This window comes from Brumicola blandensis (assembly GCF_031846165.1).
Taxonomy (GTDB): Bacteria; Pseudomonadota; Gammaproteobacteria; order Enterobacterales; family Alteromonadaceae; genus Glaciecola; species Glaciecola blandensis.
On sequence record NZ_JAVRIE010000002.1, the window covers coordinates 424,805 to 450,393 of the forward strand.

General features: G+C 43.6%; 19 protein-coding genes. 10 read left to right on the forward strand and 9 right to left on the reverse strand.

Annotation, left to right across the window (positions count from 1 at the left end):
• The first annotated feature begins 67 nt into the window (after positions 1-67).
• The 5 genes from ggt to htpX all read left to right on the forward strand — a co-directional run bounded on the left by ggt (position 68) and on the right by htpX (position 5,734).
• Complete coding sequence (gene ggt, locus RM544_RS07090) at positions 68-1,762, forward strand: gamma-glutamyltransferase (RefSeq protein ID WP_311361063.1); 1,695 nt, start codon at positions 68-70, stop codon at positions 1,760-1,762.
• A 4-nt stretch (positions 1,763-1,766) separates the two neighbouring features.
• On the forward strand, positions 1,767-2,708 hold the full coding sequence (locus tag RM544_RS07095) for a Dyp-type peroxidase (protein ID WP_311361064.1): 942 nt from the start codon (positions 1,767-1,769) through the stop codon (positions 2,706-2,708).
• Positions 2,708-3,394, forward strand: coding sequence for an ATP-binding cassette domain-containing protein (locus RM544_RS07100; RefSeq protein ID WP_311361065.1), 687 nt, complete (start codon positions 2,708-2,710; stop codon positions 3,392-3,394). The genes RM544_RS07095 and RM544_RS07100 overlap by 1 nt, the downstream gene beginning before the upstream one ends.
• Positions 3,395-4,768, forward strand: coding sequence for an ABC transporter permease (locus RM544_RS07105; RefSeq protein ID WP_311361066.1), 1,374 nt, complete (start codon positions 3,395-3,397; stop codon positions 4,766-4,768).
• Between the two features lie 93 nt (positions 4,769-4,861).
• Positions 4,862-5,734 (forward strand): protease HtpX, encoded by an 873-nt coding sequence (gene htpX, locus RM544_RS07110; RefSeq protein WP_311361067.1) that lies wholly within the window; start codon positions 4,862-4,864, stop codon positions 5,732-5,734.
• A gap of 17 nt (positions 5,735-5,751) precedes the next feature.
• Here the strand turns inward: htpX and RM544_RS07115 are convergent, their stop codons facing one another.
• Positions 5,752-6,210 carry a hypothetical protein gene (locus tag RM544_RS07115; protein ID WP_311361068.1) on the reverse strand — a complete coding sequence of 153 codons (459 nt, stop codon included), beginning with the start codon at positions 6,208-6,210 and terminating at the stop codon, positions 5,752-5,754.
• Between the two features lie 198 nt (positions 6,211-6,408).
• Here RM544_RS07115 and RM544_RS07120 point away from each other — a divergent pair, with 198 nt between their 5' ends.
• Positions 6,409-7,338 carry a DMT family transporter gene (locus RM544_RS07120; RefSeq protein WP_311361069.1) on the forward strand — a complete coding sequence of 310 codons (930 nt, stop codon included), beginning with the start codon at positions 6,409-6,411 and terminating at the stop codon, positions 7,336-7,338.
• A gap of 45 nt (positions 7,339-7,383) precedes the next feature.
• Here the strand turns inward: RM544_RS07120 and RM544_RS07125 are convergent, their stop codons facing one another.
• The 5 genes from RM544_RS07125 to RM544_RS07145 all read right to left on the reverse strand — a co-directional run bounded on the left by RM544_RS07125 (position 7,384) and on the right by RM544_RS07145 (position 11,859).
• Positions 7,384-7,677: a protein-tyrosine phosphatase family protein gene (locus RM544_RS07125; protein WP_311361070.1), complete on the reverse strand. Its 294-nt coding sequence runs from the start codon at positions 7,675-7,677 to the stop codon at positions 7,384-7,386.
• Between the two features lie 27 nt (positions 7,678-7,704).
• Positions 7,705-8,745: an adenylate/guanylate cyclase domain-containing protein gene (locus RM544_RS07130; RefSeq protein ID WP_311361071.1), complete on the reverse strand. Its 1,041-nt coding sequence runs from the start codon at positions 8,743-8,745 to the stop codon at positions 7,705-7,707.
• A gap of 15 nt (positions 8,746-8,760) precedes the next feature.
• On the reverse strand, positions 8,761-10,053 hold the full coding sequence (gene hemL, locus RM544_RS07135) for a glutamate-1-semialdehyde 2,1-aminomutase (RefSeq protein ID WP_311361072.1): 1,293 nt from the start codon (positions 10,051-10,053) through the stop codon (positions 8,761-8,763).
• 1 nt (position 10,054) lies between these two features.
• Positions 10,055-11,071 carry an aspartate carbamoyltransferase gene (locus RM544_RS07140; protein WP_311361073.1) on the reverse strand — a complete coding sequence of 339 codons (1,017 nt, stop codon included), beginning with the start codon at positions 11,069-11,071 and terminating at the stop codon, positions 10,055-10,057.
• Positions 11,072-11,220: 149 nt separating this feature from the next.
• On the reverse strand, positions 11,221-11,859 hold the full coding sequence (locus tag RM544_RS07145) for a TetR/AcrR family transcriptional regulator (RefSeq protein WP_311361074.1): 639 nt from the start codon (positions 11,857-11,859) through the stop codon (positions 11,221-11,223).
• Between the two features lie 160 nt (positions 11,860-12,019).
• Here RM544_RS07145 and RM544_RS07150 point away from each other — a divergent pair, with 160 nt between their 5' ends.
• From RM544_RS07150 to RM544_RS07160, 3 genes are all read left to right on the forward strand, one after another.
• Positions 12,020-13,237, forward strand: a complete 1,218-nt coding sequence (locus RM544_RS07150) for an efflux RND transporter periplasmic adaptor subunit (RefSeq protein ID WP_311361075.1) — start codon at positions 12,020-12,022, stop codon at positions 13,235-13,237.
• 2 nt (positions 13,238-13,239) lie between these two features.
• On the forward strand, positions 13,240-16,383 hold the full coding sequence (locus RM544_RS07155; protein WP_311361076.1) for an efflux RND transporter permease subunit: 3,144 nt from the start codon (positions 13,240-13,242) through the stop codon (positions 16,381-16,383).
• A 154-nt stretch (positions 16,384-16,537) separates the two neighbouring features.
• Positions 16,538-17,248, forward strand: a complete 711-nt coding sequence (locus RM544_RS07160; protein ID WP_311361077.1) for a DUF2982 domain-containing protein — start codon at positions 16,538-16,540, stop codon at positions 17,246-17,248.
• Between the two features lie 44 nt (positions 17,249-17,292).
• Here the strand turns inward: RM544_RS07160 and RM544_RS07165 are convergent, their stop codons facing one another.
• Entirely contained in the window at positions 17,293-19,233 is a 1,941-nt protein-coding gene (locus tag RM544_RS07165) for a tetratricopeptide repeat-containing diguanylate cyclase (protein ID WP_311361078.1), read from the reverse strand.
• Between the two features lie 2 nt (positions 19,234-19,235).
• Complete coding sequence (locus RM544_RS07170) at positions 19,236-22,382, reverse strand: hybrid sensor histidine kinase/response regulator (protein WP_311361079.1); 3,147 nt, start codon at positions 22,380-22,382, stop codon at positions 19,236-19,238.
• 177 nt (positions 22,383-22,559) lie between these two features.
• On the opposite strand from RM544_RS07170, the gene parC reads away from it, so the two are divergent.
• Positions 22,560-24,884, forward strand: a complete 2,325-nt coding sequence (gene parC / locus RM544_RS07175) for a DNA topoisomerase IV subunit A (RefSeq protein WP_311361080.1) — start codon at positions 22,560-22,562, stop codon at positions 24,882-24,884.
• Positions 24,885-24,887: 3 nt separating this feature from the next.
• Here the strand turns inward: parC and RM544_RS07180 are convergent, their stop codons facing one another.
• Positions 24,888-25,421 (reverse strand): mechanosensitive ion channel domain-containing protein, encoded by a 534-nt coding sequence (locus tag RM544_RS07180; protein WP_311361081.1) that lies wholly within the window; start codon positions 25,419-25,421, stop codon positions 24,888-24,890.
• Between the last annotated feature and the right edge of the window lie 168 nt (positions 25,422-25,589).

Consider the following 25,589-nt stretch of genomic DNA (forward strand, 5'->3'; position numbering starts at 1 on the left):
GCAGTGGTCTAAAACGCGGGTACACTGTATTAAAGTGTTCAAATAACTAGAAAAATAAGAGTACAGCATGATAAAAGTTCTAAAATTTTCCGCTATCGTCCTGATGACCAGTATGGTTTGCTCTGTCGGTGCCTACGATAGAGTGACTGGCGAACCTTTTGCTTCCCGCTCAGAAGTCATTGCGCAAAACGGAATGGCAGCCACTAGCCAACCTTTGGCCACGCAAGTTGCCATTGATGTACTTAAAGCTGGCGGAAACGCTGTCGATGCTGCTATCGCAGCAAACGCAATGCTTGGTTTGGTAGAACCGACTGGATGCGGTATCGGTGGTGATTTATTTGCAATAGTTTGGGATGCAGAATCACAAAAGCTATACGGATTAAATGCATCAGGCCGTTCGCCAAAAGGCTTAACTATCGATTACTTTAAACAGCAAGGCTTAGATCGTATTCCCGCGTTTGGCCCTTTACCCGTTTCTGTGCCGGGTGCAGTGGATGGTTGGTATCAGCTACATGAGCGCTTCGGTTCTAAGTCGATGCAAGAACTGCTTGCTCCATCTATTCGATATGCGCGAGACGGGTTTCCTGTTTCAGAGTTAATTGCCTACTACTTTGAAATGAATCAGAAGCGTATTGGCCAGTACCCTGGATTTGAAGAAACCTTCACTATCAATGGTAAAACGCCAAAGAAAGGCCAAATTTTTAGAAATCCCAACCTAGCAGCTACTTACGAAAAAATAGCAACAGGCGGGCGCGATGCCTTCTATAAAGGTGATATCGCGCGTACGATTGGTGGTTTTATGCAGAATCAGGGCGGTTTGTTGAGCTATCAAGATCTTGCTACCCATACGTCGGAATGGATAGAGCCTGTCTCGACCAATTATCGTGGTTACGATGTGTGGGAGTTACCACCAAATGGACAAGGTATTGCTGCTCTACAGATTCTCAATTTACTTGAACTCTATGATTTGGAAAGCATGGGACGTGATAGTGCTGAGTTTGTTCACACCTTTGTTGAAGCGAAAAAGTTAGCGTTTGAAGACCGAGCTAAATTTTATGCTGATCCCGATTTTAATGAGATCCCAGTAGACTGGTTAATCTCAAAAGATTACGCAGCTGAGCGTCAAAAGCTGATTGATGCAAACACTGCGGCAAAGCGTGTTGATGCTGGCAAACATGACGGTGACACGATTTACCTAACAGTCGCTGACAGCAAAGGCAACATGGTATCTTTGATCCAAAGTAATTATCGAGGCATGGGCTCGGGTATGATACCCACCGATTTAGGCTTTGTTCTGCAGAACCGGGGTGAAATGTTTTCTTTAGACAAGGACCACTTTAACAGTTTGGAGCCAGGCAAGCGTCCGTTTCATACCATCATTCCTGCATTCGTCACTAGAAATAACAAACCTCTGATGAGTTTCGGTGTGATGGGTGGCGGTACGCAACCACAAATGCACGCTCAAATTATTATCAATATGATTGATTTTGGTATGAATTTGCAAGAAGCGGGCGATGCACCTCGTATTCTGCATACAGGTTCCAGCTCTCCTGAGGGAGATGTCATGGTAGATGGCGGTTTTGTTAGCTTAGAGTCTGGTTTTTCGCATAAGACGAGACGTGAGCTGTTGAAGATGGGACACACCATTAAAGATGTCTCCGGTGCGTTCGGTGGCTATCAGGCTATTATGCTAGACGATAAAAATAAAGTGTACTATGGTGCATCGGAAACGAGAAAAGATGGTCAAGCCGCAGGATACTAAGTAAATGAGTCAACCGCAAAAAGGGATTTGTGCAGAGCCAAATCTGCACGCCCAATACCTGTTGTTTAATGTGGTTGATGATGACTTTCCAGCCATTCGTGAGAAGCTTTCGCGCTTGCTCGATCTGTTTGAGCATTTCGATGACGAGCATTATGAGGCAATGGTGTCTGGCGTAATCGGTGTCGGTGCCAGCTTTTGGTCAGAGCTCTATCCAATTAGTCGTCCCCAAGAACTCAATGCATTTCCCGATATGCAGAGTGAAGACCGTTGCGCACCTGTACTGCAATGTGACCTATATATTCAAATCCGCGCTGACCGTTTAGACATCTGTCATGCCATTGGTATTGAAGTACTCGACCTTTTAAGAGTGCACGTAGAGTTGGTTGAGCAAGTGAGCGCGTTTCGCTATCTAGATGGACGAGACCTTACCGGCTTCATGGTGAATGAAGACAATCCGCGAGGAATGAAGAAATTTGATATTGCCATTGTGGGTGATAGTGATCCCGAGTTCAAAGGTGGTAGTTATCTTCACATTCAGCGTTATCGTCACGATATGACGCGTTGGAATGCCTTAGCCTTACGTCGTCAAGAAGCTATTATGGGGAAAACCAAAGAACACAATCTACCATTGGTCGATACCGGGCGGTCTTCTCATACGTTTAGGACGAAACTGACCGGTCCTCAAGGTGAATACCCTAGCTTATTGAAGCAAAGTATGCCCTACGGTGATATGCTGATGCAGGGCTTGTTTTTTGTGAGTTGTGCCAACAATAGTAAGTCATTCCGAGAAATGCTGCATAGCCGCGTATTTGGTGATGAACTAGGGCACTACGACCGACTCTTAGATTATTCAAATGCAGAAACAGGCGCCGCGTTTTTCGCTCCTTCTATTCAATTTATCAAGCGTGCTGCAAAAGAATACGAAGATGGTAAGGTACCTTTTTGATGAGCGCCCCTCTTGCTATCCAAATAGATAAACTTCGTTTTGCTTATGATGCTGGAAAGCCTGTTTTAGCAATAGAAAACTGGCAAGTGAAAACGCAAGAACGTGTATTCTTATATGGACCATCAGGCTGTGGCAAGAGTACATTATTGAGTTTGATGTCAGGCTTATTAGTTCCTAATGAGGGAAGCATAACAATCGACGAAACGCTTATTTCTAGTTTAAAACCTAGCGAGCGAGACAGTTATCGCGCACAACATATTGGTGTGGTGCTACAGCAGTTTAACCTTGTACCTTATTTATCGGTTATCGATAACATTAAATTGGCGTGCTATTTTTCAAAAAATATGGACGACAACAGTGTTGGTATTGAGGAACACGCGTCAGAACTGCTACTCAAGCTACAACTCCCACTCGATTTATTACATCAACGCGCCGATGCTCTGAGCGTAGGCCAGCAACAGCGAATAGCAATCGCTCGCGCACTCATAAACACTCCCCGTTTGATGATTGTTGATGAGCCAACTTCTGCACTAGATGAGGATGCGACAAGTGCTTTTATGGATGTACTGTTAGAGACTGTTCATTCTTGCAAGGCGAGTCTCATATTTGTTAGCCATGATAAGCGCTTGTCCACATACTTTGACCGGGTTCAATCTTTACCAGACTTGAATGAGGCGGCGAAGTAAATGAGATTTAGAGTCGCTAAACAAAGCCTCTTGAATCGCAAAGTGAGCGTGTTACTTACCTTTTTTGCTCTGGTAGTGAGTGTCTGCTTGTTGATTTCCATTGAACATATTCGCAATGAAGCAAAGCAAAGCTTTTATCGCACTGTATCTGGTGTCGATTTGATTGTAGGTGGCCGAACAGGGCCTATCAACCTTCTTCTTAGCTCTGTATTTAGGGTCGGGGCGAACGCAAATGCAGTGAGTTGGGAAAGTTACCAAGAGATCATCGAAAAACCACAAGTAAAGTGGTCCATTCCGCTCTCATTAGGTGATTCACATAAAGGGTTTGCTGTGATTGGTACAACCAACGCCTATTTTGAACATTATCGCTTTGGTGATAAAAGCAGTTTGGCGTTCGCCAATGGTCAACGTTTTGCTGGCACCTTTGATTTAGTCCTAGGTGCCGATGTAGCAAACAAACTAGGCTATCAATTAGGTGATGAGGTCATTATTTCTCATGGTGTTGGTAGCGTTAGTTTTAGTCACCACGATGCACATCCATTTAAGGTGACGGGGATATTAAAGCCGACAGGTACTCCTGTAGACCAAGCCATTCATATAGGCTTAAGCGCGGTAGAAGCTGTACACCAAACCCCTCAGCGCTCGCTAAGTCGTTCAAGTTTGAAGAAGCCTGCTTCAGATAAAGTAGTTGAATCGCAGACTCACGAAGGAAGTGAGCACGACCAGCATGAGCATGACCACGACCATCACGAGCAAGAGCATGGCCATCATGAGCATGAGCAAAAACAGGCAGATTCGCCACTCGTTCATCATGAACATGCAGAGTTAGCGCTTGAACCTAGTCAAATTTCAGCGTTTATGTTGGGTTTGCAGTCTCGCATTGCTGTGTTGCAAGTTCAAAGGCAAGTTAACCAATATAATAATGAAGCGTTATCCGCCATTATCCCTGGTGTTGCTTTAGCTGAGTTGTGGAGGCTAGTCGGCGCAGTCGAAAATGTGCTCCGCGTAATTTCAGCCGCAGTGCTCATTGCTAGCCTCTTGGGTCTTTGCACTATGTTATTGGCAACCCTAAGAGAACGGAAGCAGGAAATTGCAGTACTAAGAGTCATGGGAGCCAAACCTAGTTTTGTTTTCTGGTTAATTGAACTAGAAGCACTGACCATTGCCGCCTTTGCTTGTGTCAGCGGCTTAGCCCTTATCGTTTCTGGTATTTGGCTCAGCAGAGACTTTATGCTCGCAGAATATGGAATGGCCTTGAGTGTCGATATTTTCTCGGCACACACCGCAGTGATGCTTGGTGTTATTATGTTATCAACCTTTCTGATTGCACTCGTCCCTAGCTTCAGTGCTTACAAAAGTGCTCGACTGGTATAAACCTCAATTCGAAAATATTTTTTATCTTGAACATTGTTATTTGTCCTATTCGTAATCATATTGTGATGTATAACAGGTAAACAGGTTTTCGCAATGAGAATTTTGCTATTTTTAGGTACCAACATCGCAATAATGGTGTTGTTAAGTCTTGTTTTTAGTCTACTCGGTTTGGAAGGTGTTCTTGCTAGCAATGGCGTAGACCTCAACCTCCAAGCATTACTAGTGTACTCTGCAGTGATTGGCTTTAGTGGCTCTATCATTTCTTTGCTTATTTCGAAATGGATGGCGAAGCGGAGCATGGGGGTGCATATTATTGCGCAAGCTTCTAATCCAACGGAGCGTTGGCTTGTCGATACGGTGAAGAAACAAGCTCAAGAAGCGAAAATAGGCATGCCAGAAGTCGGTATTTTTAATCATCCATCACCTAATGCGTTTGCCACTGGTTGGAACAAAAATAATGCCTTGGTTGCCGTGAGTACTGGCTTGCTGCATTCAATGAGTAAGGACGAGGTTGAAGCTGTGTTAGCTCACGAAGTCAGTCATGTTGCCAACGGAGACATGGTTACTTTGACTCTTATTCAGGGCGTTGTGAATACCTTTGTTGTGTTTCTGTCTCGTGTGATCGGTTTTATTGTGGACCGTGCCGTTTTTAAAGTAGAGCGCGGACATGGGCCCGCATTTTATATCGTGTCGTTCGTTATGCAGATAGTCCTGGGCATCTTAGCTACAGCAATCACTATGTGGTTTTCGCGCTATCGCGAATTCAAAGCGGATGCTGGTGGTGCGAAACTAGCTGGACGAGAAAATATGATTGCGGCGCTTGAGAAACTAAAACGTGGGAACGCAGAAGAAGCGATCCCAGAGGAAATGGCCGCATTTGCTATTAATGCAGGTAAAGTGTCGAAAATATTTGCGAGCCATCCGCCTTTAGACGAACGTATTCAGGCACTGAAGAACGCGCGTTAGGTGGCTGACTAACGCGCTCAGTCCGAGTGTTCTTCAATGATTTTGACCTTAGGTAAGGCGCTTTGAATATGCTGTTTTAAGGCGTCGAGCTGCTCTTTTGGAAAACAAAAACTCAGCACGACCCCCGGCTTTGCTTGGTTAAACGGTAATGAGCAATAGGCAATATCATCTTGGATATCGAGTACTAATTTGTTTACTTTTTCAATTTGTAAGTGCTTTTCTCCAAGCACTATTTTCCCATTGCTTACCTGCAAATACGCTACCGCGTCGTCGACTTTTGTAGCCATATCTTGTTGCTTAAATTCAGTCCAAATCAATAAAATCAAGAAAGCGTTTGAAATAGTCGACAAGCTTAGCCAATCAAAAGAAAGTCGAGTAAAAAAGGTTAAGGCAACATAGCCGACAAGCGTAATGACCCAAGCAGTGAGAATTTTTTTATGAGCGGGAGGAAGAGGTCTTTTAATGAGTAAAGGCATCGTTAAATCCATTTATAGTAGTGTTGAAAATGCACTGTTCGATCCTTTATCGACAGCACAGGGAAAATAACATAACTGCACTCAATTTAATATTTTTGTTGGCTGCAACAGAACTGTATTGCTTTAGATGATAAACTACGCGCCTTTAACCTTGCGCGGTCGTGTGCGCGAGGCATAATCATAAGGCGTAATGACACATTGGATGCTAGTGCTAAACCCTCTCTCATTGCAGGAATATTGCTTGCTCTTGCTGGCACATTGCTGTTTTCACTTAAGCCTATCGTAATTAAGTACGCCTATGACTTAGGGCTTTCAAGTGAACAAGTGATTGTACTTCGAATGCTAATGGCGCTGCCTTTTTACGCTGGCCTAATACTCTTTCTCTGGCTGCGTAATAAACCCAAGCGACACATTTATCTCTCTAATGTCATCCCAATTGGTACATTGGGCGTGCTCGGTTATTTTGTTGCAAGTTACCTGGACTTACTAGGTTTGCAGTACATCACGGCCCAACTTGAGCGGGTCGTCCTCTTTTGCTTCCCGACGATTGTTGTATTGATGTCTTACTTTTTCTTTAAAACCAAGCTTCCTGAAAATATTTGGCTACTTCTTGGTATGTCTTATAGCGGAATACTGCTGATATTTGGTCATGACCTTAGCACGCTAGGAGCAGAGGTTGCTCTGGGTACTAGCTTAGTGTTTATGAGTGCTATAGCCTTTGCTATTTATGTGCTTTGGAGCAAACCGCTTATGACCAAAGTAGGTAGCCAGATGTTTACTAGTGTCGCAATGCTTGCAGCCAGTATTTTTATCTTTGTGTATTTTTCGATAAGCCAAGATATCAGCAGTCTGTCTGTATCAAACGAGGGCTATATTGCGGTAGCCAGTTTGGCATTTTTCTGTACGGTAATTCCCTCTTTATTAGTCGCAGAAGCGATTCATAAAATTGGACCTGAGCGAACGAGTATAGTGGGTACATGCGGCCCAGCAATGACTTCCGTTTTTGCTGTCTTTTGGTTGGGGGAAGCGTTTACCCTTTACCATGCCGCAGGCTTGACGCTCATCATTGTTGCTGTGGGCATCATGATGAGAAAAAATGAGGGTGAAAAGCAAGTTAAGGAGGCTTAAGTCACTTTTCTCTGCTGCTAAAATACACAGCGAGTTTATCGCCGCTTATTTGGATTGGTAGAATTCGATAACCTCATCGATGTAGTCTTGCCAAGTCTCGTTGGGTTGCCATATTGCCAACATGTCTTTCTTTGCCTTCGCTTCATCTTCGTTTAGTTGTGTGACTTTATATAAGTAGGTAAATACCGCACCACGCCAATTTAAACGGCAATGGGTCAACGTGATACCTTCATTACCTTTTGATGAGTTCATATAAGCGACATAATCGATAAAGTTTTGTATGCTAGGGTCTTCCCATTCCACTTGAACATTGTAATAGCTCAGATCCAAAGACTGCATTAATGAACGTTCAGCTTTTAGAGTGAGCTATTCACTACCAATTTGTAGCGTACCATCCCAGTTCTCTGGAATGCCATGTAATATCAAATGCTCTGTCCATTTAATATGATGCTTAACGATGGGATCGTTTGGAGACAGTTTTCGAGCCTCTTTAAAGACTTCGAGAGCTTCACGTAACTTGCCTTCAATGCGTAACTCTAGGCCCAAATTGATTGCGACTGCGCGGTCGAGCCGTTCTTGTTGTAAATCATCTTCTAGGTGTTCGAGTATTTCAACTAACTTCAGAGGTTCTGTGCGGCCTTTAACTCTCACCCAATCGATTGTTCTTGATGCAAAAGCATAATCAGTAGTGGCAACTAATTGGTCTGATACAATAATATCAACATCGTAAATGGGCGCCAGGGTTTCTAAACGTTGTGCAATATTCACACTGTCGCCAATAACCGTTGTATCCATTCTATCGTCAGAACCTACTGTACCAATGATGACGGGACCAAAGTGGATACCTATGCCGATATTCACGGCACTATAACCACTTCTCTCACGGTGTTGGTTGTAGAGAAACAAAGCGCGGCGCAGTCCAATAGCCGCACGTATGGAGTCTTGTGCTTTATCTGAATCGGAACCTTCCGGATTATCGAACAAGGCCATAATAGCATCGCCGATAAACTTATCGATGAAGCCTTTGTTGTCATGAATGGGTGCATTCATCCGCAAAAAGTAAGAATTGAGAAAATTCATGAGCTCTTGCGGTTTCATTTTCTCTGATAGCCCAGTAAAGCCTCGAATGTCACAAAACATAATCGCAACATTATCTTCGTCGGCATGTCCGAGCTCCAGAGAGGCTCCTTGCTTAGCAATATGCTCTACAAACTGTCTTGGTACAAATTTTTGAAAGGTATGATTGAGGTGCATTGCTTGGTCAGCTTTTTGCTGATACGACTGTTTCTCGTTATCGGAATATTGTTGCAACTTATGCTTAGTACGCTTGGCTTTATAGGAGTAAAACACCCATAAAACTGTGCTCACTAGCGCATAAGTTGTTAATCCGATGACCCAATACAACACGTCTATTAAGTCCTTTTATTTCGCAGTGATTTGCTTGAATGCTCTGTCAGCAGCTTCAATGGTGGCATTAACGACATCTAAGGTGTGCATTTTCGAGACAAAGCCCGCCTCATAAGAAGCTGGTGCCAAATAAACACCTTCATTTAGCATGGCATGGTAGAACTGGTTAAACTGCTCTGTATTGCAACTAATGGCTTGCTTGTAGTTCGTCACTTTCGGTTCTTCGGTGAAGAATATTCCAAACATACTACCAGCTACATTTATGCTCATAGGTATATTATTCTGGTGTGCTGTATCTCGAATACCTTCAGCTAAAATACGAGTATTCTCAAAAATGCTATCGTAAAAACCTGGTTCGGCTAATTGAGTCAGTGCTGAAAGCCCCGCCGCCATTGCGATTGGGTTTCCAGATAATGTTCCGGCTTGGTAAATTGGACCTGTTGGCGCAACGTGAGTCAGAATTTTTTTCTTACCACCAAAAGCACCGACTGGCATGCCACCACCGATCACTTTTCCTAAGCACGTTAAGTCAGGTATAACCTTGTAATGCGCCTGTGCACCGCCTAAAGAAACTCGGAAACCAGTCATGACTTCATCAAAAATGAGGACCGCACCGTAGTTGTCGCAGATGTCTCGCAAACCTTCCAAAAAGCCTTCAACGGGTGGAATACAATTCATGTTGCCAGCAACTGGCTCAACAATGATACAAGCGATGTCGTCGCCATGTTCGTCAAAGGCTTGCTGTACTGACGAGAGATCGTTGAAGTCTACCGTTAAGGTATGCTTTGCAAAGTCATCGGGCACACCTGGAGAGCTAGGAACGCCCAGTGTTAATGCACCAGAACCCGCTTTTACTAGCAGTGAGTCTGCATGGCCATGATAACAACCCTCGAATTTGAGGATTTTATTCTTACTGGTATATCCACGAGCTAAGCGTATTGCGCTCATTGTTGCTTCAGTGCCCGAGTTCACCATGCGTACCATTTCCATCGAAGGTACCAGCTTGCTGACTAACTCAGCCATTGTGATCTCAGCTTCTGTTGGTGCGCCATAGCTCAAACCGAATTCAGATGCTTCAATGACCGCTTTACGGATTTTTTCGTTATTGTGGCCTAATACCATTGGGCCCCATGAACAAATGTAATCAATGTAACGATTCCCATCAACATCCCACATATAGGGGCCATCTGCTTTGGTGATAAAGCGAGGTGTTCCACCCACAGCTTTAAACGCGCGTACAGGCGAGTTAACGCCACCAGGGATCGTAATTTGCGCTCTGGCAAACAGTTTTTCGGATTGTGTTGTCATATTAATTTTGGCCTTTATTACTATACCAGTGAACAGGTCTGTCGAAGTCGCTCACTTTATCTTCTACACCTAGCGTTAGCGCAAACAACGCCATACGCACTAGCACTCCATTGTCGGTTTGGCGGAAAATAGCGAGATTAGGGTTTAAATTGAGGTCGTTATCTAATTCATTCGCCTCAGCACGAGAATCACGAGGAAGCGGGTGCATAATGACGGTTTTAGATTGAAAGTGTTTTGTGTAAATTTGTTGGTTCAGGCGGAATTTGCCACGATATTTATTCGCTTCGTCCTGAGATGGAAAGCGTTCTTCCTGTATACGAGTTTGATAACAAATGTCAGTTTTATTGCTGCCTTCAAACTGATCTGTAATCGTCAGTTTGTGGCCCGCATTCGTGATCATATCGCAAATATAACTAGGCATGCTCAACTCTTTCGGCGAGATCAAAGTAAAGTGAATATTTTGATATAAGCAGAGTAACTTAGAGAGTGAATGCACAGTACGGCCAAATTTCAAATCGCCTATCATGGCAATGTGTAGACCATCGATACCTTCACCATGCGACTTACGTTCCTTCTCGATAGTATATAAATCGAGTAAAGCCTGCGTCGGGTGCTCGTTAGCCCCATCGCCACCATTGATTACTGGGACACGACTACCTTCGGCAAATTCGGCAACCGAGCCTGCAACAGGATGACGCATGGCAATAATATCTGAATAACCGCTGAGCACTCGTGCAGTATCATAAAGTGACTCACCTTTGGCTAAAGCTGAGTTACTCATGCCTGTGGTTTCTCGAACTTCGCCACCAAGCAGGTTGAATGCTGTACCAAAGCTGACGCGTGTTCGCGTACTAGGTTCAAAAAACAGATTGCCCAAAATGGCACCATCTAATACTTGCGTCCTTTTTTGACGCATCGCATAGGGAGTCATACTGTCGGCAACGTGAAAAACTTTCTCGATTTGTGCGCGGTCAAATTGACCTACACCAAGCACATGATTACCTGTAAACGCTGTCACTGATATTGCTACCTTGTCCCCAATCTTGAAGTGGGGCTGAGTTTACCAAAAAAGTGAGCCTTAAATCCTGATATTTCGACAAAAACATCAGAAAACTGTCAACTATATTGCTCAAGATCATATTCCAGAACTTGGTGCCGCGAACGGGACTAATAAAGCGTTAATAATCGGGCGGTTTTCTTGACGACCTTTCTTGCGTACTCGAGCAGTGCAGCCTCGTCTTGTTCATAGCTTAAACCTAACATGCTGCGCATGTGATAATCGCCTTTTAACAAATTAAAGAAGTCGATTGCGGCATCTTTGGCATCTGCATTACTCAGTTGCGTGCTAGGGTGTTTCATCAGTAACTGTGACACCAAATTAACACTGTGTAATGGACCAGCATCATAAAATAACTCGGCAACATGCTTATTATATTTTGATTCGCCGATCACTACCGAGTACATAGCAATGACTCGTTTATCATTCAATAATTGGATAAAGTTCAGCGCAATGTTCTGAAGAATATCTTCAATGGCTTGTTTTTCGACACAAATACTCGCTTCTTCAATCCGATATTCTTCGCATTTCGTTTCGATGACTGCAGTATATAAAATATCTTTGTTTTTGAAGTGAGAATATACAGTTTGTTTAGAAACCTCACTCGCCTTAGCAACCGCGTCCATAGAGGTTCGATCATAACCCTGCTGCAAAAATAATTCGCTGGCGGTATACAGAATTTGCTTACGCTTTTGATTACTTTTAGGCCTACCAACGGCTTTGGGTTTTACTTCGATCTGTTCAGACATACATTCTTTCGTTTTTTCTATTGTGCGTAGTAAACCAATTTAGCATAAAAATAGTAATCATACTAGACGGTCTAGTATTTATGGTTTAGCATTGCACGCTCTTGCCGTTAACAGTTCATTCTTATGGCATCGCTTCTTTCATCTTTGGAATGTATACATTATGAGTTCTACAGCTAAACAGGCTTCTGGCGCGGAAAGTGCTAAAAGCGAGAAGAGTGCAGAAAACGCCAACAGTCGCAGCGGACGCCAACATCTGATCTTACTGAGCGTCGGTAGTTTTTCATTGTTAGCTATCTTACTTCTCTTTTCTGGTGAAAAAACCGCTAATGCATTTTCAGAAGCAGAGTCGATGGTGATGCAGAATGCCAGTGTTGAAGTTCAGGAGATAATGCTTCAGAACGCTTACAGTAAACAACGTAAAGTATATGGCTTAATCGAATCAGCAACACAAGCAACGATCGGGTTTGAGTTATCAGGTGTCATTAACGAACTGTATGTGAAAGAAGGCGATTCAGTTGCCAAAGGTCAGGCTTTAGCTGGCTTAGATTTACAAAGATTGTTAGCGCAACAACAGGAGCTAGAGGCCGCATTGACGCGAGCTCAAGCAGATGCGAACCTTGCTAAACTTTCTAACAATAGAATTGCAGAATTAGTAAAGTCTAAATTAGAGTCTTCACAGCGTTTAGACGAAGCCGAAGCTAACTTAGATGCCGCAAATGCGGCGGTAAATGAGGTGATAGCAAGGCAAGAAAGACTAGCCGTTGAAATTGAAAAGTCAACGCTGAAGGCACCATTTGATGGTCAAGTGGTGAGTCAAATTTTAGACCCTGGTACGGTGGTTAGCAGCGGCCAAGGTGTGTTTTCAATCCTTTCCCAACAACGACTCGAAGCACGCATTGGCTTGCCAACAAATTCACCTTTGGCCTTAAAGATAGGTGAGGTTTACCCTTTGAACTTTAATGGCCAAGTATTGAATTCGCGACTAAGCTCCATCGCTAAGCAACGAAATCGAGCTACGCGAGCCATTGACGCTGTATTTGCCATAGAGTCAGTAGACTTGGAACAAACATATATTATGCCGGGCGATATCGTGTCACTTTCAGTTGATGTTGATGTCCAACACACTGGTGCGTGGGTTCCTGTTGCAGCACTGGCAAATGGTGTACGAGGCTTATGGACTTTGTTTATTGTAAGCGAAGTTGATGGAAAGCAGATTGTGCAACCAAGAAGTGTGCAGGTTGAATACATGGAACAAGATCGTGCATTTGTGTCTGGTGCGATAGAGCAGGGCGATAAATTAATCGTGTCGGGCTTGCAACGATTTACCCCAAATCAAGCGGTAAACAATGTCAGCGTGAAAACGGTAACGGGTCGATAGTGATGAATACTTCTTCACCCTGGTATACCACGTTTTTCCGTCGAGGCCATTTGCTGGTACTAAGTATTATCATTATTCTAGTGGCTGGCTTGTCTGCAGTACAAAACCTCCCTCGCCTAGAAGATCCGCGTATCGATCTACGTAATGTGTTAGTACTTACTTCATACCCAGGCGCATCAGCAGAAAGAGTAGAGGCCTTGGTGAGCGATGTTTTGGAAGACGAGCTTCGCGAGCTGTTTGAAATCAAAGAAATAAAATCGACCTCAAAATCGGGCTTTTCGTTTCTGCAAATAGAGCTCCAAGATACGGTTGATAATAGCAATAATCAGCAAATATTCTCGAAGATCAGAGATAGCATCGAGAATGCGTCTACCCGATTTCCCGCAGGCGTAAACAAGCCAATTTTGGAAGACAAGCGCGGAGCGACTGCTTTTACACTTTTAGTCTCTATGAATGCCGATATTCCCGAAACAACCCCTTTATCGGTTAGTGGCCGCTTAGCATCTGAGCTTGTTGACCGAATGAGAAATGTGGTGGGAACAGAATTAGTCAGAGTTTACGGCGAGCCCAACGAAGAAATTACAGTAACACTCGACCCACAAGCCCTTGCCGCAGCGGGTTTAAGTATTGAACAAGTGAGTCAGCGCATCCGCTCAGCCGATCCCAAGTTGCCAGCTGGGGTTTTAAGAACATCACAAAAGAGCATCCGAATTCAGGTTGCTGAGCCACTTGAAAGCCTTGATATTATCTCAAATATTCCTCTGCAAGCGTCAGATAGCAGTTATTTGCGCTTGGCAGATGTCGCGAGTATTGAGCAGGGTTGGCAAACACCTGAAAGTGAAATTGCCATTGTTGATGGAAAGCGAACGATTTTCGTTGCCGCTCGAATGCAAACGACTGTTAGGGTAGATAAATGGACTGCCGCTATCAAGCAGAGGGTTGATGAGTTTAACGAAGAGTTTGCGGGTACAGTGCAAGCGGATATGGTGTTTGAACAAAACACCTACACCGAAGCGAGATTGACCGAATTGACTGAAAACCTCTTGCTTGGTTCTTTGGTGGTGATGTTAGTCATTCTATTGTTCATGGGAGCTAAAGCGAGCTGGATTGTTGGTTTAGCACTTCCATTGTGTGCTGCTTTTGCGATTTTCTCCCTTAGCTTTTTCAATCAGCAAATTCATCAAATGTCTATTTTCGGTATTATCATCGCAATCGGTTTACTTATTGATAATGCGATTGTAATCACCGATGAAATTCGATTAAATCTACTAGATCAAGACAAAACACGGCTGCAAGCGCTTGAAAAGAGTGTGAGACATCTGTTTGCTCCGCTGCTTGCGTCGACGCTGACCACCGTTCTTGGTTTTATGCCGATATTTCTTTTGAACGGTAACATTGGCGACTTTATTAGTCCGATTGCGATTAGTGTGGTGATGGCACTATTGGGATCTTTGGCTATTTCCCTCACGGTTATTGCTGCTTTAGCTGCACGCTTCCTGCCAAGAGATTCCGGAGTAGAGCACGCTTGGTATTTGCGTGGATTGCAACTGCCAAGCGTATCTTCTGAGTTTTCAAAGCTCTTAGCCAAGTCAATCAAAAAGCCACTCATTGTCCTTCCTTTGGTCACTGTATTTTGTTTGTCGGGCTTTGTGTTGTCACAACAACTGGCGAATGTGTTCTTTCCGAGTGCAGATAGAGATCAATTTGAGATGTATGTTTGGCTGCCCTCAGGCTCATCGATTGAAAGAACGAAGAGTCTGACCTATGAAATGGATAGTTATATTCGTGACAAGGAGCGGGTTGAACAGGTGACGTGGTTGGTCGGTGGATCCGCGCCTTCGGTCTATTATAATCAGGTGATGACGCGAGACAATTCGCCGGAGTTTGCAAATGCGGTAATAACTGTAGATAGCGTGAGTGCGGCTGCCAGTATGATTACTGAACTGCAGTTTGAATTGCAAGATAAGTTTCCTCAGGCGAAAGTGGTAGTCAGAGCTTTTGGACAAGGTCCCCCTATTGCCGCGCCGATTGAAGTAGATATTTTTGGTCCCGACGTAGATACACTGAACGCCTTGGGTGAAAAGGTACGTTTGGCGATGACCAAGGTGCCGGGCATCACACAATCTACGGCATCAATTACGACAGGAGAGTCTGAACTGCACTTTGATGTGTCTGAAAATGAATCGTTTATTTCTCACTTATCGCTAAACGACATTGCTCAACAGTTACAAACCTCCTTAACAGGCACGGTAGGTGGCTCTGTTCTGCAAGGTACAGAAGAACTTCCTATTCGAGTCCGCGTGTCGGAGCAACAACGCGCTAGTACACAAGAATTGGATGCATTGCCATTGATGAATACTTTGCTTGCACAAAACCAAGCCAGTGTTGGTGTGGCCGCCTTAGGCGAGATTACACTCTTGCCTAGCATCAGTGGTATCACGCGAATTAATGGGGTCAGAGTGAATAAAATTCAGGCCTTTTTATTACCAGGCATTCCCGCGATAGATGCAAGCAATCAGTTGCGTGACATCTTGGAAAGTGGGGAGTTAGTATTGCCGAAAGGATATCGGATCAAAATGGCAGGTGACGCCGATGAACAGCAACAAGCTCTGGGACAATTAGCGACCTATGCGCCGGTGTTACTCGTGTTAATGATTACGACACTTATCCTCACGTTCGGGAGTGTTCGCTTCGCTGGGGTGATTGGCGCTGTCGCAATCTTGTCCGTGGGCCTAGGTATGTTCAGCTTATGGTTGTCTGGCTTACCGGTTGGTTTCAACCCTTTACTGGGGAGCGCGGGTTTAATTGGTGTGGCAATCAATGGCTCAATTGTTGTTATTGCTGCAATTAATGCAAACCCACAAGCGAAATCAGGTGATACCGCAGCCATAGTTGATGAAACCATGAGTTGCAGCCGTCACATTCTATCGACGACGTTTACCACCGTCGGTGGGCTAATTCCACTTCTTTTGTTCTCAGAAGGATCTTTTTGGCCACCACTTGCCGTGGTTTTAGCCGGTGGCGTTGGCTTTTCTGTGCTCTTGTCGCTATTCTTTACCCCAACCCTAGTTGCGTTGTTGTGCAGAGTGAGAGAGCGTAAGTTGAAGAAAAAAGCGCTAAAAGACACGTCGGCAGTGCAAGTTTAAACACAGTAAAAAAGCATTTTAGAGACACTTGTGCCAAAACAAACAATGACCTTTACACAAAAAGTATTAAAATGGTGGCATACGGATTGTGCTTTTTGCCGCCGTTCCCGTTTAATAGTGATATGGGGAATTTTGATGTTGGTGTTTTATTTGTATGTCTGGAACTGATGATAGTATTTTTATAAAAGCAGCGTCGTCGCACAATGCGATGACTTCCTTGCTTGTTGGCTTTTCACTCATTGGCGCTGGGTCATTAGCTTTGATGTTGCTGCCAAAGATTTTTTTCCTTCCTGCTATCTTTATTATTAGTGGTGGTATCGTCGGTTTAATCATAGGCTGGTTTAAGATCAAAGAACCAGCCTTTAGCCTGCAATTAACTCGTGAACATATTATTTATCATCATCGTCGAGGCAAATGGCGCTTGTCATGGGAAAATATCCAGCGCATAGACGTGCCTCGTGTTACCAAAGGTATCGATCAAATTGATCTCGAAATGATTGGTTTCAGGCTGCGTGACAGTGACGTTTTTCTTGATGAAATATCGCCACGTTTGATCACATACTTACTTATGGAACAACGACCTTTAACAGTACAAAATCGAGATCCTAACTGTGCCACAGGTAATTGTTATGGCGATGATATGATTGAGGATGAAAAGTTTACCCGAAGCAGTGGCGAGGTGGTTAGAGGCGTAACAGCTATGTTTGGTAATCGCATGCAAAAACTGAATAGACAATTGGGCTTTGATATTTTCATTTCTACTAACGAAATCGATCGTGAGCCTCAAGCTTTTATCCGCTTATTAAAAGAGTGTCAGGAAAGCGCGGTCCAGAGTCAGCGAATGTCAGAGCTTACTCAAGATTAAATGGCTTTTCTTAGCAAGCTAGTCGCGGCTTTGCTAGTTTTTTGTTATCCAACAATGATTTGATTTCGACCATTGTCTTTGGCTTCGTAAAGCGCTTTATCAGCGCGGACTAAATTGTCATTTAGAGGCAGGGCGAGTTCTATTTGAACTAAACCAATGGAGACTGTTAGAGGGTTTCCCTTTAATTTATTAATGACAGGGTTTTCGCCAAGTATATTAATAAAGCTCCGGAATGCTTTCTCTGCTTCCACTTTGCTAGTGTGAGGTAAGCACACCAGAAATTCCTCTCCACCCATTCGGCCTACAATATCACTCACTCGAAAGTGCTGTAGACAGATTTGTCCAAATTCAGTTAATACTTTGTCTCCGACACCATGGCCAAATTGATCATTAATATGCTTGAAAAAATCGATATCGATAGCGGCAAGGGATACTTCATAACGATGTCTTTTCGCGCGGCTCACTTCTTCTTCGAGCCGTTTCAATGTGTATGAGCGTGAAGAAACGTTGGTTAATGAGTCGGTGTTGTAGAGTTTTTGAAGCTTACGCCTATGTCTTTTGCTGTTTAGGTAAAGCAGCAATAAAGATAAGACGAGAACGAGGCCTGCGATTGAGGCATACACATATATTTGTTGTCTTTGCTGAATAAGTATCTCTTGGGTTTCAGTCTGTTTCTGCAATACTTTGTTTAAGGCTTCTTTTTCTTTCAGTTCATATAGCGTGGTCAATTCGTGGAGTTTTTCGATATTCTGTTTGCGTGTAAATCGACGATAATCACCATACAGTTTCTTCAAAGCGATTAATGCTCCCTCGGTATTTCCTTGTAAGCGTAAGAGCTCCATTTTGGCGTAATCGAGCGACAATTGATGAGGAACCATCGAATCACCCTTCACATAGCTTTGCGCTAGACGAAGGTACTTGTCTGCCATCTCAAGATCTTGTTTTTGTAAACCAACTCTTCCAAGCGTAAAGTTCACATCCATTAGCATATATGGGTTTCCAGATTGCAAGAATAGTTCTCTTGCCTTCTCTAGCACTGCGATTGCTTCATCCGCTTGTTGCTTTTGCAAATAATAGCCAGATAACTCTTTGTTGGCATAAGCGCTGTATTGCCAAAAACCAATCTCTTCAGCCTTAGCGGCAGCTAAATGTAAAAGAGCTGCCCCTTCTTCAAGTTTACCTATGTTTTTTGACGAACGTCCCATTCCATAGATGGCTTTGACTTCCATGACTTTATTCTGTGTGCCACTAAATGCATCGCGCAGTTTGGCGTATTCTTTTAAGGCTAATTCATCTTGACGAGTATATTCATAGACCAAGCCCTTGTAATAATCCATTGCGGCCGCTTCGGTTTCTAAGGAGTGTGTTTCGCTCAACTCTCTGGCAACTTGAAAGTTAGCCATGGCTGACTCATTTTGGCCAAGCGTTAAATGTTGGATTCCTCTAATGATATGAGCTTTAAACAGCAATTCGTAATCTTTCCTTTGGTCCGCCCATTCTATCGCTTCCTGTGTTAGCTCAGTGCCTTTTTGCGTTTCGCCGAGTTGGTCAAAAGCCTCTGCTTTGTATAAATTAAAGTACTGAGTGAGCCAGGGTTGGGGGTACTTGGATACCAAAGCCAGTCCTTGTTCGACATGTTCCAGCGTTTTATTAAACATCACTAAGTTGGCATAAGCTTCGGCAAGCAATAATTGGTATTCCGCCTGACTCTCGGGGCTTAAAAATTCCGACTCTGCAGCAATGATCCTTTTTAGGCTAGCTTCAGGTTCAGACTTGAGTGTGCTGCGTAAGTGCGAGGATTGTTCTGACCAAGAGTGAATTACCCTTGGAGAACCTAAGCGATGTTCTTTGATGGCTTGGCTTTGTTTACCCTGTAACGCTGAGCCGTAGTCAGCAGCTTGGCTTACCGATATGAGTAAAGAAAGCGATAGGAACAAAATGACACGGCAGGTGGGCCTGAAGTGATAAGCAGACAATATCAACATCCTTAGGACCGTATAATATTAGTTGGTGTTTGTTGCATTGTTCTCCATTGCTCGATGATTGCATCAGCTTCGAGTAATATCGAAGATATCAGTTTCTTTATGTGCTGAGTTTGGTTTCGTTTCAGATTACTCTCTGTATCAAAACATAACTTTTGAAAAGTACTGGCACCGGTATATGCACTCGCACCATGCAGTTTATGTATGCATGCCTCTAGTTTATTGAAGTCTTGGTGCTGCCAGTGAGTTTCGATTTCGTCAATTGCGTTTGGTAGCATGGCAACAAAGCCTTGTAAAAATTCATGTGCACCCTCTTCATTGCCATTTGCCTTTCTTACGGCTAAGGGCCAGTTGATTGCATTCGCAAGTGGTTCTGCAATATCACAACCTTGACACCAGTTCTTGATAGTATCTATAAGGCCTTCTAAATTGACAGGCTTCGGTAAATAATCGTCCATTCCAGAAGCTAAGAAGCGTTCCTTTTCTTCAGGGAATGCGTGCGCTGTAATGGCAATGATGGGGGTACCCAAATTCAAGGCTGTCTTTCTGATGTGCTGTGTTGCTTCTAAGCCATCCATGTTTGGCATTTGTATATCCATGAAGATAAGGTCATATTCATTCTTGGTACACATCTCCACTGCCTGAGCACCTGATGTTGCCGTTTCTAAGGTGACGGGAGAGTCTTTTAGCCACGTATCTAGCAACTTCAGATTAAGTTCCATATCATCAGTGGCGAGCACTCTAGCAGCGGGCAAATGACGTAATTGCGATTTACTGCTCTTGTCTTGCAATTCGATTGGTGCAGAATCAAGGTCATTCAGACTCTTCAGTGTCAGAGGTGCTCTGAGGACGACAGGTTGATTCACGCTGCGGCCTAATTGATGTCTTTCAGGAGGAGGGCCGGAGTATAAGAATACCGTTTTTCTGGTGGCGATTTTTCTGATCCGATTAATAACGCTGGTGCGCTCACTCACCCGGTATAAAGGAAGTGTACAGAAAACATAGTCATAGGGTATGGTGGTTTTTTCAAAGACCTTCAATGAATCATAGGTGTAGGTATCAAAGCCAATGCCCTTTAAAAGGCGTGTGGTAATCTTTCGTGTGACTGGGTTTGGATCGTAGACACCGGCGCGCTTCCCTTCAAATCGACTTTGGTTACTAGGTGTTAGCTGATTATTTAAGAGCTTAAACGGTAGGTTGATAGTAAACCGGCTACCCTTTGAGTAAACGCTCTCTACTTCAATACTCCCCTTCATTAGAAAGGCCAGTTCTTGGCAAATGACTAAACCCAAGCCTGTCCCTTGAAACGAACGATTTAAATCATCGTCAATTTGGTTGAATGGTTTAAACAGTTTCTTCTTATCTTCTTCACTAATCCCTATGCCGCTATCCTCTACCTCCAAAGACAACATACATTCATCATTACCGAACTTGAAAAAACGAGCTCGCAGTGCAATCTCCCCAAAATTGGTAAATTTAAGCGCGTTGCTCAAGAGATTACTCAGCAGTTGTTTGATCTTAAAGCTGTCACCAATCAACACCGCAGGTAATGGACCAATATCGAAAATAAATTCGAGCTGTTTTAAGTGAGATGATTTTGCCATGAGGCTAGCGATATCCTCAAGAGCATCGCGCGGTGAGAAGGCTTTTTGGATTAAGTTCAATTTGCCCGCTTCCATCTTAGAGAAGTCAAGAATGTCGTTAACGATGGTGAGTAGATCGGATGCGGCGCTATTAATGATGCGCACGTGCTCATCTCGTTCCGCTTCATTGGATTTGTCTTGCAGCTCTTGGCTGAAGCCAATGATTGCATTCAGTGGGGTACGTATTTCGTGCGACATATTTGCCAAAAACTGGCTTTTCACTTCACTTGCTTTGATTGCCTCTCGGCGAGCAAGGTCTAAATGCACATTCTGCTCTTCAATTAATAAGAAATTATTTTCTGCATCAGAAGAGGCCTGCTTCACTTCAACTTCTAACTTGAATCTAATCTTGATGATTAATGCGAGCACAAAACACAAGGTGAGGGCGATTAAGGATATTTGGAAGGTATAAGTAGTCACCAAGTTTACTGGTAGTTTTCCAGCAATGAACAGACTGCTGAAGACTGAACCTAAAGCTAAGCATGACCAACCTATGAGGACTGTTTTTGCCGGCCTAAATTTCTCATTCATCATTTGGAACGACAATGCGATGTTGACGAACAAGGTTGCAAATCCCATCCCTCGTATGGCCAGCGCTTGAAAAACATCGCTAAACCAAGAAAACAGAACGCCAAAAAAAGTAAAGATTAAGGGAATAAACAAAAACTTCACCAAATGATATTTTGTTTGGGAGAACTGCGAACGAGGTAAAAATAAAAGCGTAAACAGGTTAGCAAAGATACAAATTAAAGGCAGCAAAATGTCCAGATTGTGAAAAATTTTGATAGCGTGCAATTCTGGAGGGAGGAGCTGTGAATGACCACTCCAGACCATTTGCCAAAGAAACACCAAACCGACTAAACCAAAAAGGACGAGTGCACTGAGCTCTTTTTTATCAACCAGCACTGCAATGCAATATAGACCGACTAGGAATAATGCACCGTAAAAAGCGCCCCAAATCAGATAGTCTAGCAAGACTGAGCCCTGAAAAGCCTGTTCGGCTTGTAAGTGAATGGGCACCACTAGAGGGATGCGCTCAGATTTCACAAACATATACACATCGTACTTACCTTCAGACTGCAATGAGAGTTTAAAGGTAGGAGTGCGATAGTAATGTTTACTTTGGCTGCGACCTCCACTCTTTTGGTATACAAGTTCATTGTTCTTAAGCAGATATAAATCGACTTGATCTAATTGAGAAAATGCCACCGACATTACCCATTCAGTATTACTGGACTTATTTTGTATTGTCCCAAATAACCAAGCACCCTCTGGGTTAAAGCCAAAATTTGGAATATGATAGCTTTGGTAGGGGAGGTTTGTGCGACTACTCTTAAATTCGTCGAAGCTTAACGAGCGATTACTTTGCATGTAAACAGCAAGAGAGGACGAGATTTCTTGTTCAGTTTGTTGATCTTCTAGCAAGATCGGCTCATTTGCTTTTACAGAAAATGCAAAGGTGAGCAGGAAAAACCAGCTTGTCAGGCGAAGTATTGTTAGTTTAGACACAAGATTTGTTATGCTGAGAGCGAAAATAATATAACATGGTGCTAATATAGGTTTTGTAGAGACATAAGTACAGCTTGTTTATTCTCCAATACGTTTACAGCAAAGCGTTTTCTCGAAGAGCAGCTTGTTCTCATGTCTAGTGTTGTGCACCCAATAAGAATAATTAAATAGTCAATCATGAGTAACGAAATAACGATCTCCCACGACGGCATCGAGCAGCTACCCTTAAGCCGATTTACCGAAGATGCTTACCTGAATTATTCCATGTATGTCATCATGGATAGAGCATTACCACATATCGGCGACGGTCTGAAACCGGTTCAACGACGCATCATCTATGCGATGTCTGACTTAGGTTTGAGTAATAATGCTAAATATAAAAAGTCTGCAAGAACAGTCGGTGATGTGTTAGGTAAGTTCCATCCACATGGTGACTCAGCTTGTTATGAGGCCATGGTATTGATGGCGCAACCGTTCTCTTATCGCTACCCATTAGTCGATGGTCAGGGCAACTGGGGTGCGCCAGATGATCCTAAGTCATTTGCTGCTATGCGTTATACCGAAGCCAGGTTAAGTAAGTTCAGCGAAGTCTTACTGACAGAGCTTGGGCAAGGCACCGTCGATTGGAATCCTAATTTTGATGGCACACTACAAGAACCGAAAGTACTGCCGGCGCGCTTACCACACATTCTTTTAAATGGCGTTACCGGTATCGCAGTCGGTATGGCGACCGATATCCCACCGCACAATGTACGAGAATTAGCGAATGCTTGTTGTTCATTGCTCGACAATTCGAAAACTGAATTAAGCGAGCTCTTAGAAATCGTTCAGGGTCCTGATTACCCAACTGATGCTGAAATTATTACACCGAAATCAGATATACAAAAAATATATGAGACAGGTCGTGGTTCAATAAAGATGCGAGCTGTTTATCATGAGGAGAACGGTGATGTAATTATTACTGCGCTACCTCATCAAGCCTCTGGTGGTAAGGTACTAGAGCAAATAGCGGGTCAAATGCAAGCTAAAAAGCTGCCTATGGTCAGTGATTTACGTGACGAATCAGATCATGAAAATCCAACCCGCCTAGTGGTGACACCACGTTCAAATCGTGTTGATGTTGCACAATTAATGCAACACTTGTTTGCCACCACCGATTTAGAAAAGAGTTACCGGGTTAATATCAATATGATTGGCCTAGATGGTCGCCCTCAGGTAAAAGATCTGCGTTCAATCCTCAATGAATGGTTAGTTTTCCGAAAAGATACGGTTACTCGTCGCTTACAATTTAGACTTGATAAAGTATTGGCGAGATTACACATTCTTGAAGGTTTGTTGATTGCGTTCTTAAACATAGACGAAGTCATTCACATCATTCGAACTGAAGATAAACCTAAACCCGTTTTAATGGAACGCTTTGGCCTTTCAGATACTCAGGCAGAAGCTATTCTAGAGTTGAAGTTACGTCACCTCGCTAAGCTGGAAGAGTTTAAAATCAAAGGCGAACAAGACGAATTGGCGAAAGAGCGAGATAGCTTACAGTTGCTGCTTAGCTCTGACAGACGTTTAAAAACCTTAATTAAGAAAGAAATTATTGCCGACGCCGAAACCTATGGCGACGAGCGTCGCAGTCCTATCGTTGAACGCGCAGAAGCTAAAGCCATTTCGGAAAAAGAATTAGTGCCGTCCGAGCCTGTCACAGTCGTTGTATCTGAGAAAGGTTGGGCACGTTGCGCCAAAGGCCACGACATTGATGTTGAAGGACTGAGTTATAAGTCAGGTGATAAATACCTGTGCAGTGCGAAGGGGCGAAGTACTCAGTTAGTCGCCTTTATCGATTCATCGGGTCGCGCTTTCTCTTGTGACGCGCACGGTTTACCTTCAGCGAGAAGCCAAGGCGAGCCACTCACTGGGCGCTTTAGTATTGTCGGCGGTGAAACCGTTGAGCATGTGGTGATGGGGGCGGACACCCAACAATACCTCATTGGCTCAGATGCTGGCTATGGTTTTGTTGGTAAGTTCTCAGACATGGTCAGTAAAGCGAAAGCAGGTAAAGCATTTGTTTCTCTGCCTACTGCAGCCAAGGTGATTCGTCCACAGCCAGTCACAGATGTGAAAACAGATTGGTGTTTATGTATTTCTAACGAAGGCCGCATGCTTTTATTCCCATTACGAGATTTACCTGTACTTGGTAAAGGTAAGGGGAATAAGTTAATGAACATCCCATCTGCTAAAGCAAAAACGCGAGAGGAGTATCTAACGGTCCTCACGGTAGTGCCTGAGAATGCCGATGTGAAGGTGTTTGCTGGCAAGCGAGGCATGACCTTAACTGCAAACGACTTGACTCATTATCAAGGTGAGCGTGGTCGTAGAGGCAATAAACTCCCTCGTGGACTGCAACGGGTCGATTCAATTGAGATTGAACTACCTAAAGCGAAAAACGCGAGTGATGTTGATGCTGAGTTACCTGATAGTAGCGGTGAAGCACCAAGCACAGAATAAAGCTTAGCCTCTAGGCAAACCTTCATTACTTTCATTTGTATGACTTTGAGGCGCATTACTTTGATGCGATGCGCCTTGGCTCACCTCACCATCTACTCCCACACTCACTGGCCCGATTTTGCCAAACCCTTGCATTTTCTTTTGGGGATTGAGCATTGTGATGCGCGTTAAAATCAGATTGTTGGGGTAGGTGATCGTTTCGTTATCATCGGTTAATAAGCGAATATTGAACAGGTTAACCTCTATGATGGTGCCTTCAACAAAGTTGTCACCCTCAAATATACGGACAAAATTACCTCGACTATATGATGGCTGAAACAAGAGAATAAAGTAAGCAGTGATGTTACTCAGCAACGACCAGTTAGCAAATAATGCGACGCCAGTCACAGTAATCAATGACGTTGAAATCAGTAACAAGCCAGAAAAATCAATACCCCAGACGATAAATAGGCAAGCAAGAGTGATCGTACCTACAATGATACGGACGATGTTAAAAGCCTTCTTTGCGCTCTCTTGGCTGAGGCGACTAATCTTCACTCCACTCTTAATTTTCGGTAGTGTCCATTTAACAATAACGAGGTGCAGCGTAACCACAGCAGCAGACCACAGAATGCTCACGTAATATTGGCTAATCCAATTGTTAAAGGTACTTAGGAATGATATTTCTTGCATCAATTCGTTCTCATGGTTTCGATGTTAGGAATA

Bases quoted from the DNA above. Each gene is read 5' to 3' on its own strand.
- ggt (WP_311361063.1), top strand. From the start codon at position 68: ATGATAAAAGTTCTAAAATTTTCCGCTATCGTCCTGATGACCAGTATG.
- RM544_RS07095 (WP_311361064.1), top strand. From the start codon at position 1,767: ATGAGTCAACCGCAAAAAGGGATTTGTGCAGAGCCAAATCTGCACGCC.
- RM544_RS07160 (WP_311361077.1), top strand. From the start codon at position 16,538: ATGTCTGGAACTGATGATAGTATTTTTATAAAAGCAGCGTCGTCGCAC.
- RM544_RS07150 (WP_311361075.1), top strand. From the start codon at position 12,020: ATGAGTTCTACAGCTAAACAGGCTTCTGGCGCGGAAAGTGCTAAAAGC.
- RM544_RS07105 (WP_311361066.1), top strand. From the start codon at position 3,395: ATGAGATTTAGAGTCGCTAAACAAAGCCTCTTGAATCGCAAAGTGAGC.
- RM544_RS07165 (WP_311361078.1), bottom strand. From the start codon at position 19,233: ATGTTGATATTGTCTGCTTATCACTTCAGGCCCACCTGCCGTGTCATT.
- htpX (WP_311361067.1), top strand. From the start codon at position 4,862: ATGAGAATTTTGCTATTTTTAGGTACCAACATCGCAATAATGGTGTTG.
- hemL (WP_311361072.1), bottom strand. From the start codon at position 10,053: ATGACAACACAATCCGAAAAACTGTTTGCCAGAGCGCAAATTACGATC.
- RM544_RS07155 (WP_311361076.1), top strand. From the start codon at position 13,240: ATGAATACTTCTTCACCCTGGTATACCACGTTTTTCCGTCGAGGCCAT.
- parC (WP_311361080.1), top strand. From the start codon at position 22,560: ATGAGTAACGAAATAACGATCTCCCACGACGGCATCGAGCAGCTACCC.
- RM544_RS07100 (WP_311361065.1), top strand. From the start codon at position 2,708: ATGAGCGCCCCTCTTGCTATCCAAATAGATAAACTTCGTTTTGCTTAT.
- RM544_RS07125 (WP_311361070.1), bottom strand. From the start codon at position 7,677: ATGCAGTCTTTGGATCTGAGCTATTACAATGTTCAAGTGGAATGGGAA.
- RM544_RS07145 (WP_311361074.1), bottom strand. From the start codon at position 11,859: ATGTCTGAACAGATCGAAGTAAAACCCAAAGCCGTTGGTAGGCCTAAA.
- RM544_RS07115 (WP_311361068.1), bottom strand. From the start codon at position 6,210: ATGCCTTTACTCATTAAAAGACCTCTTCCTCCCGCTCATAAAAAAATT.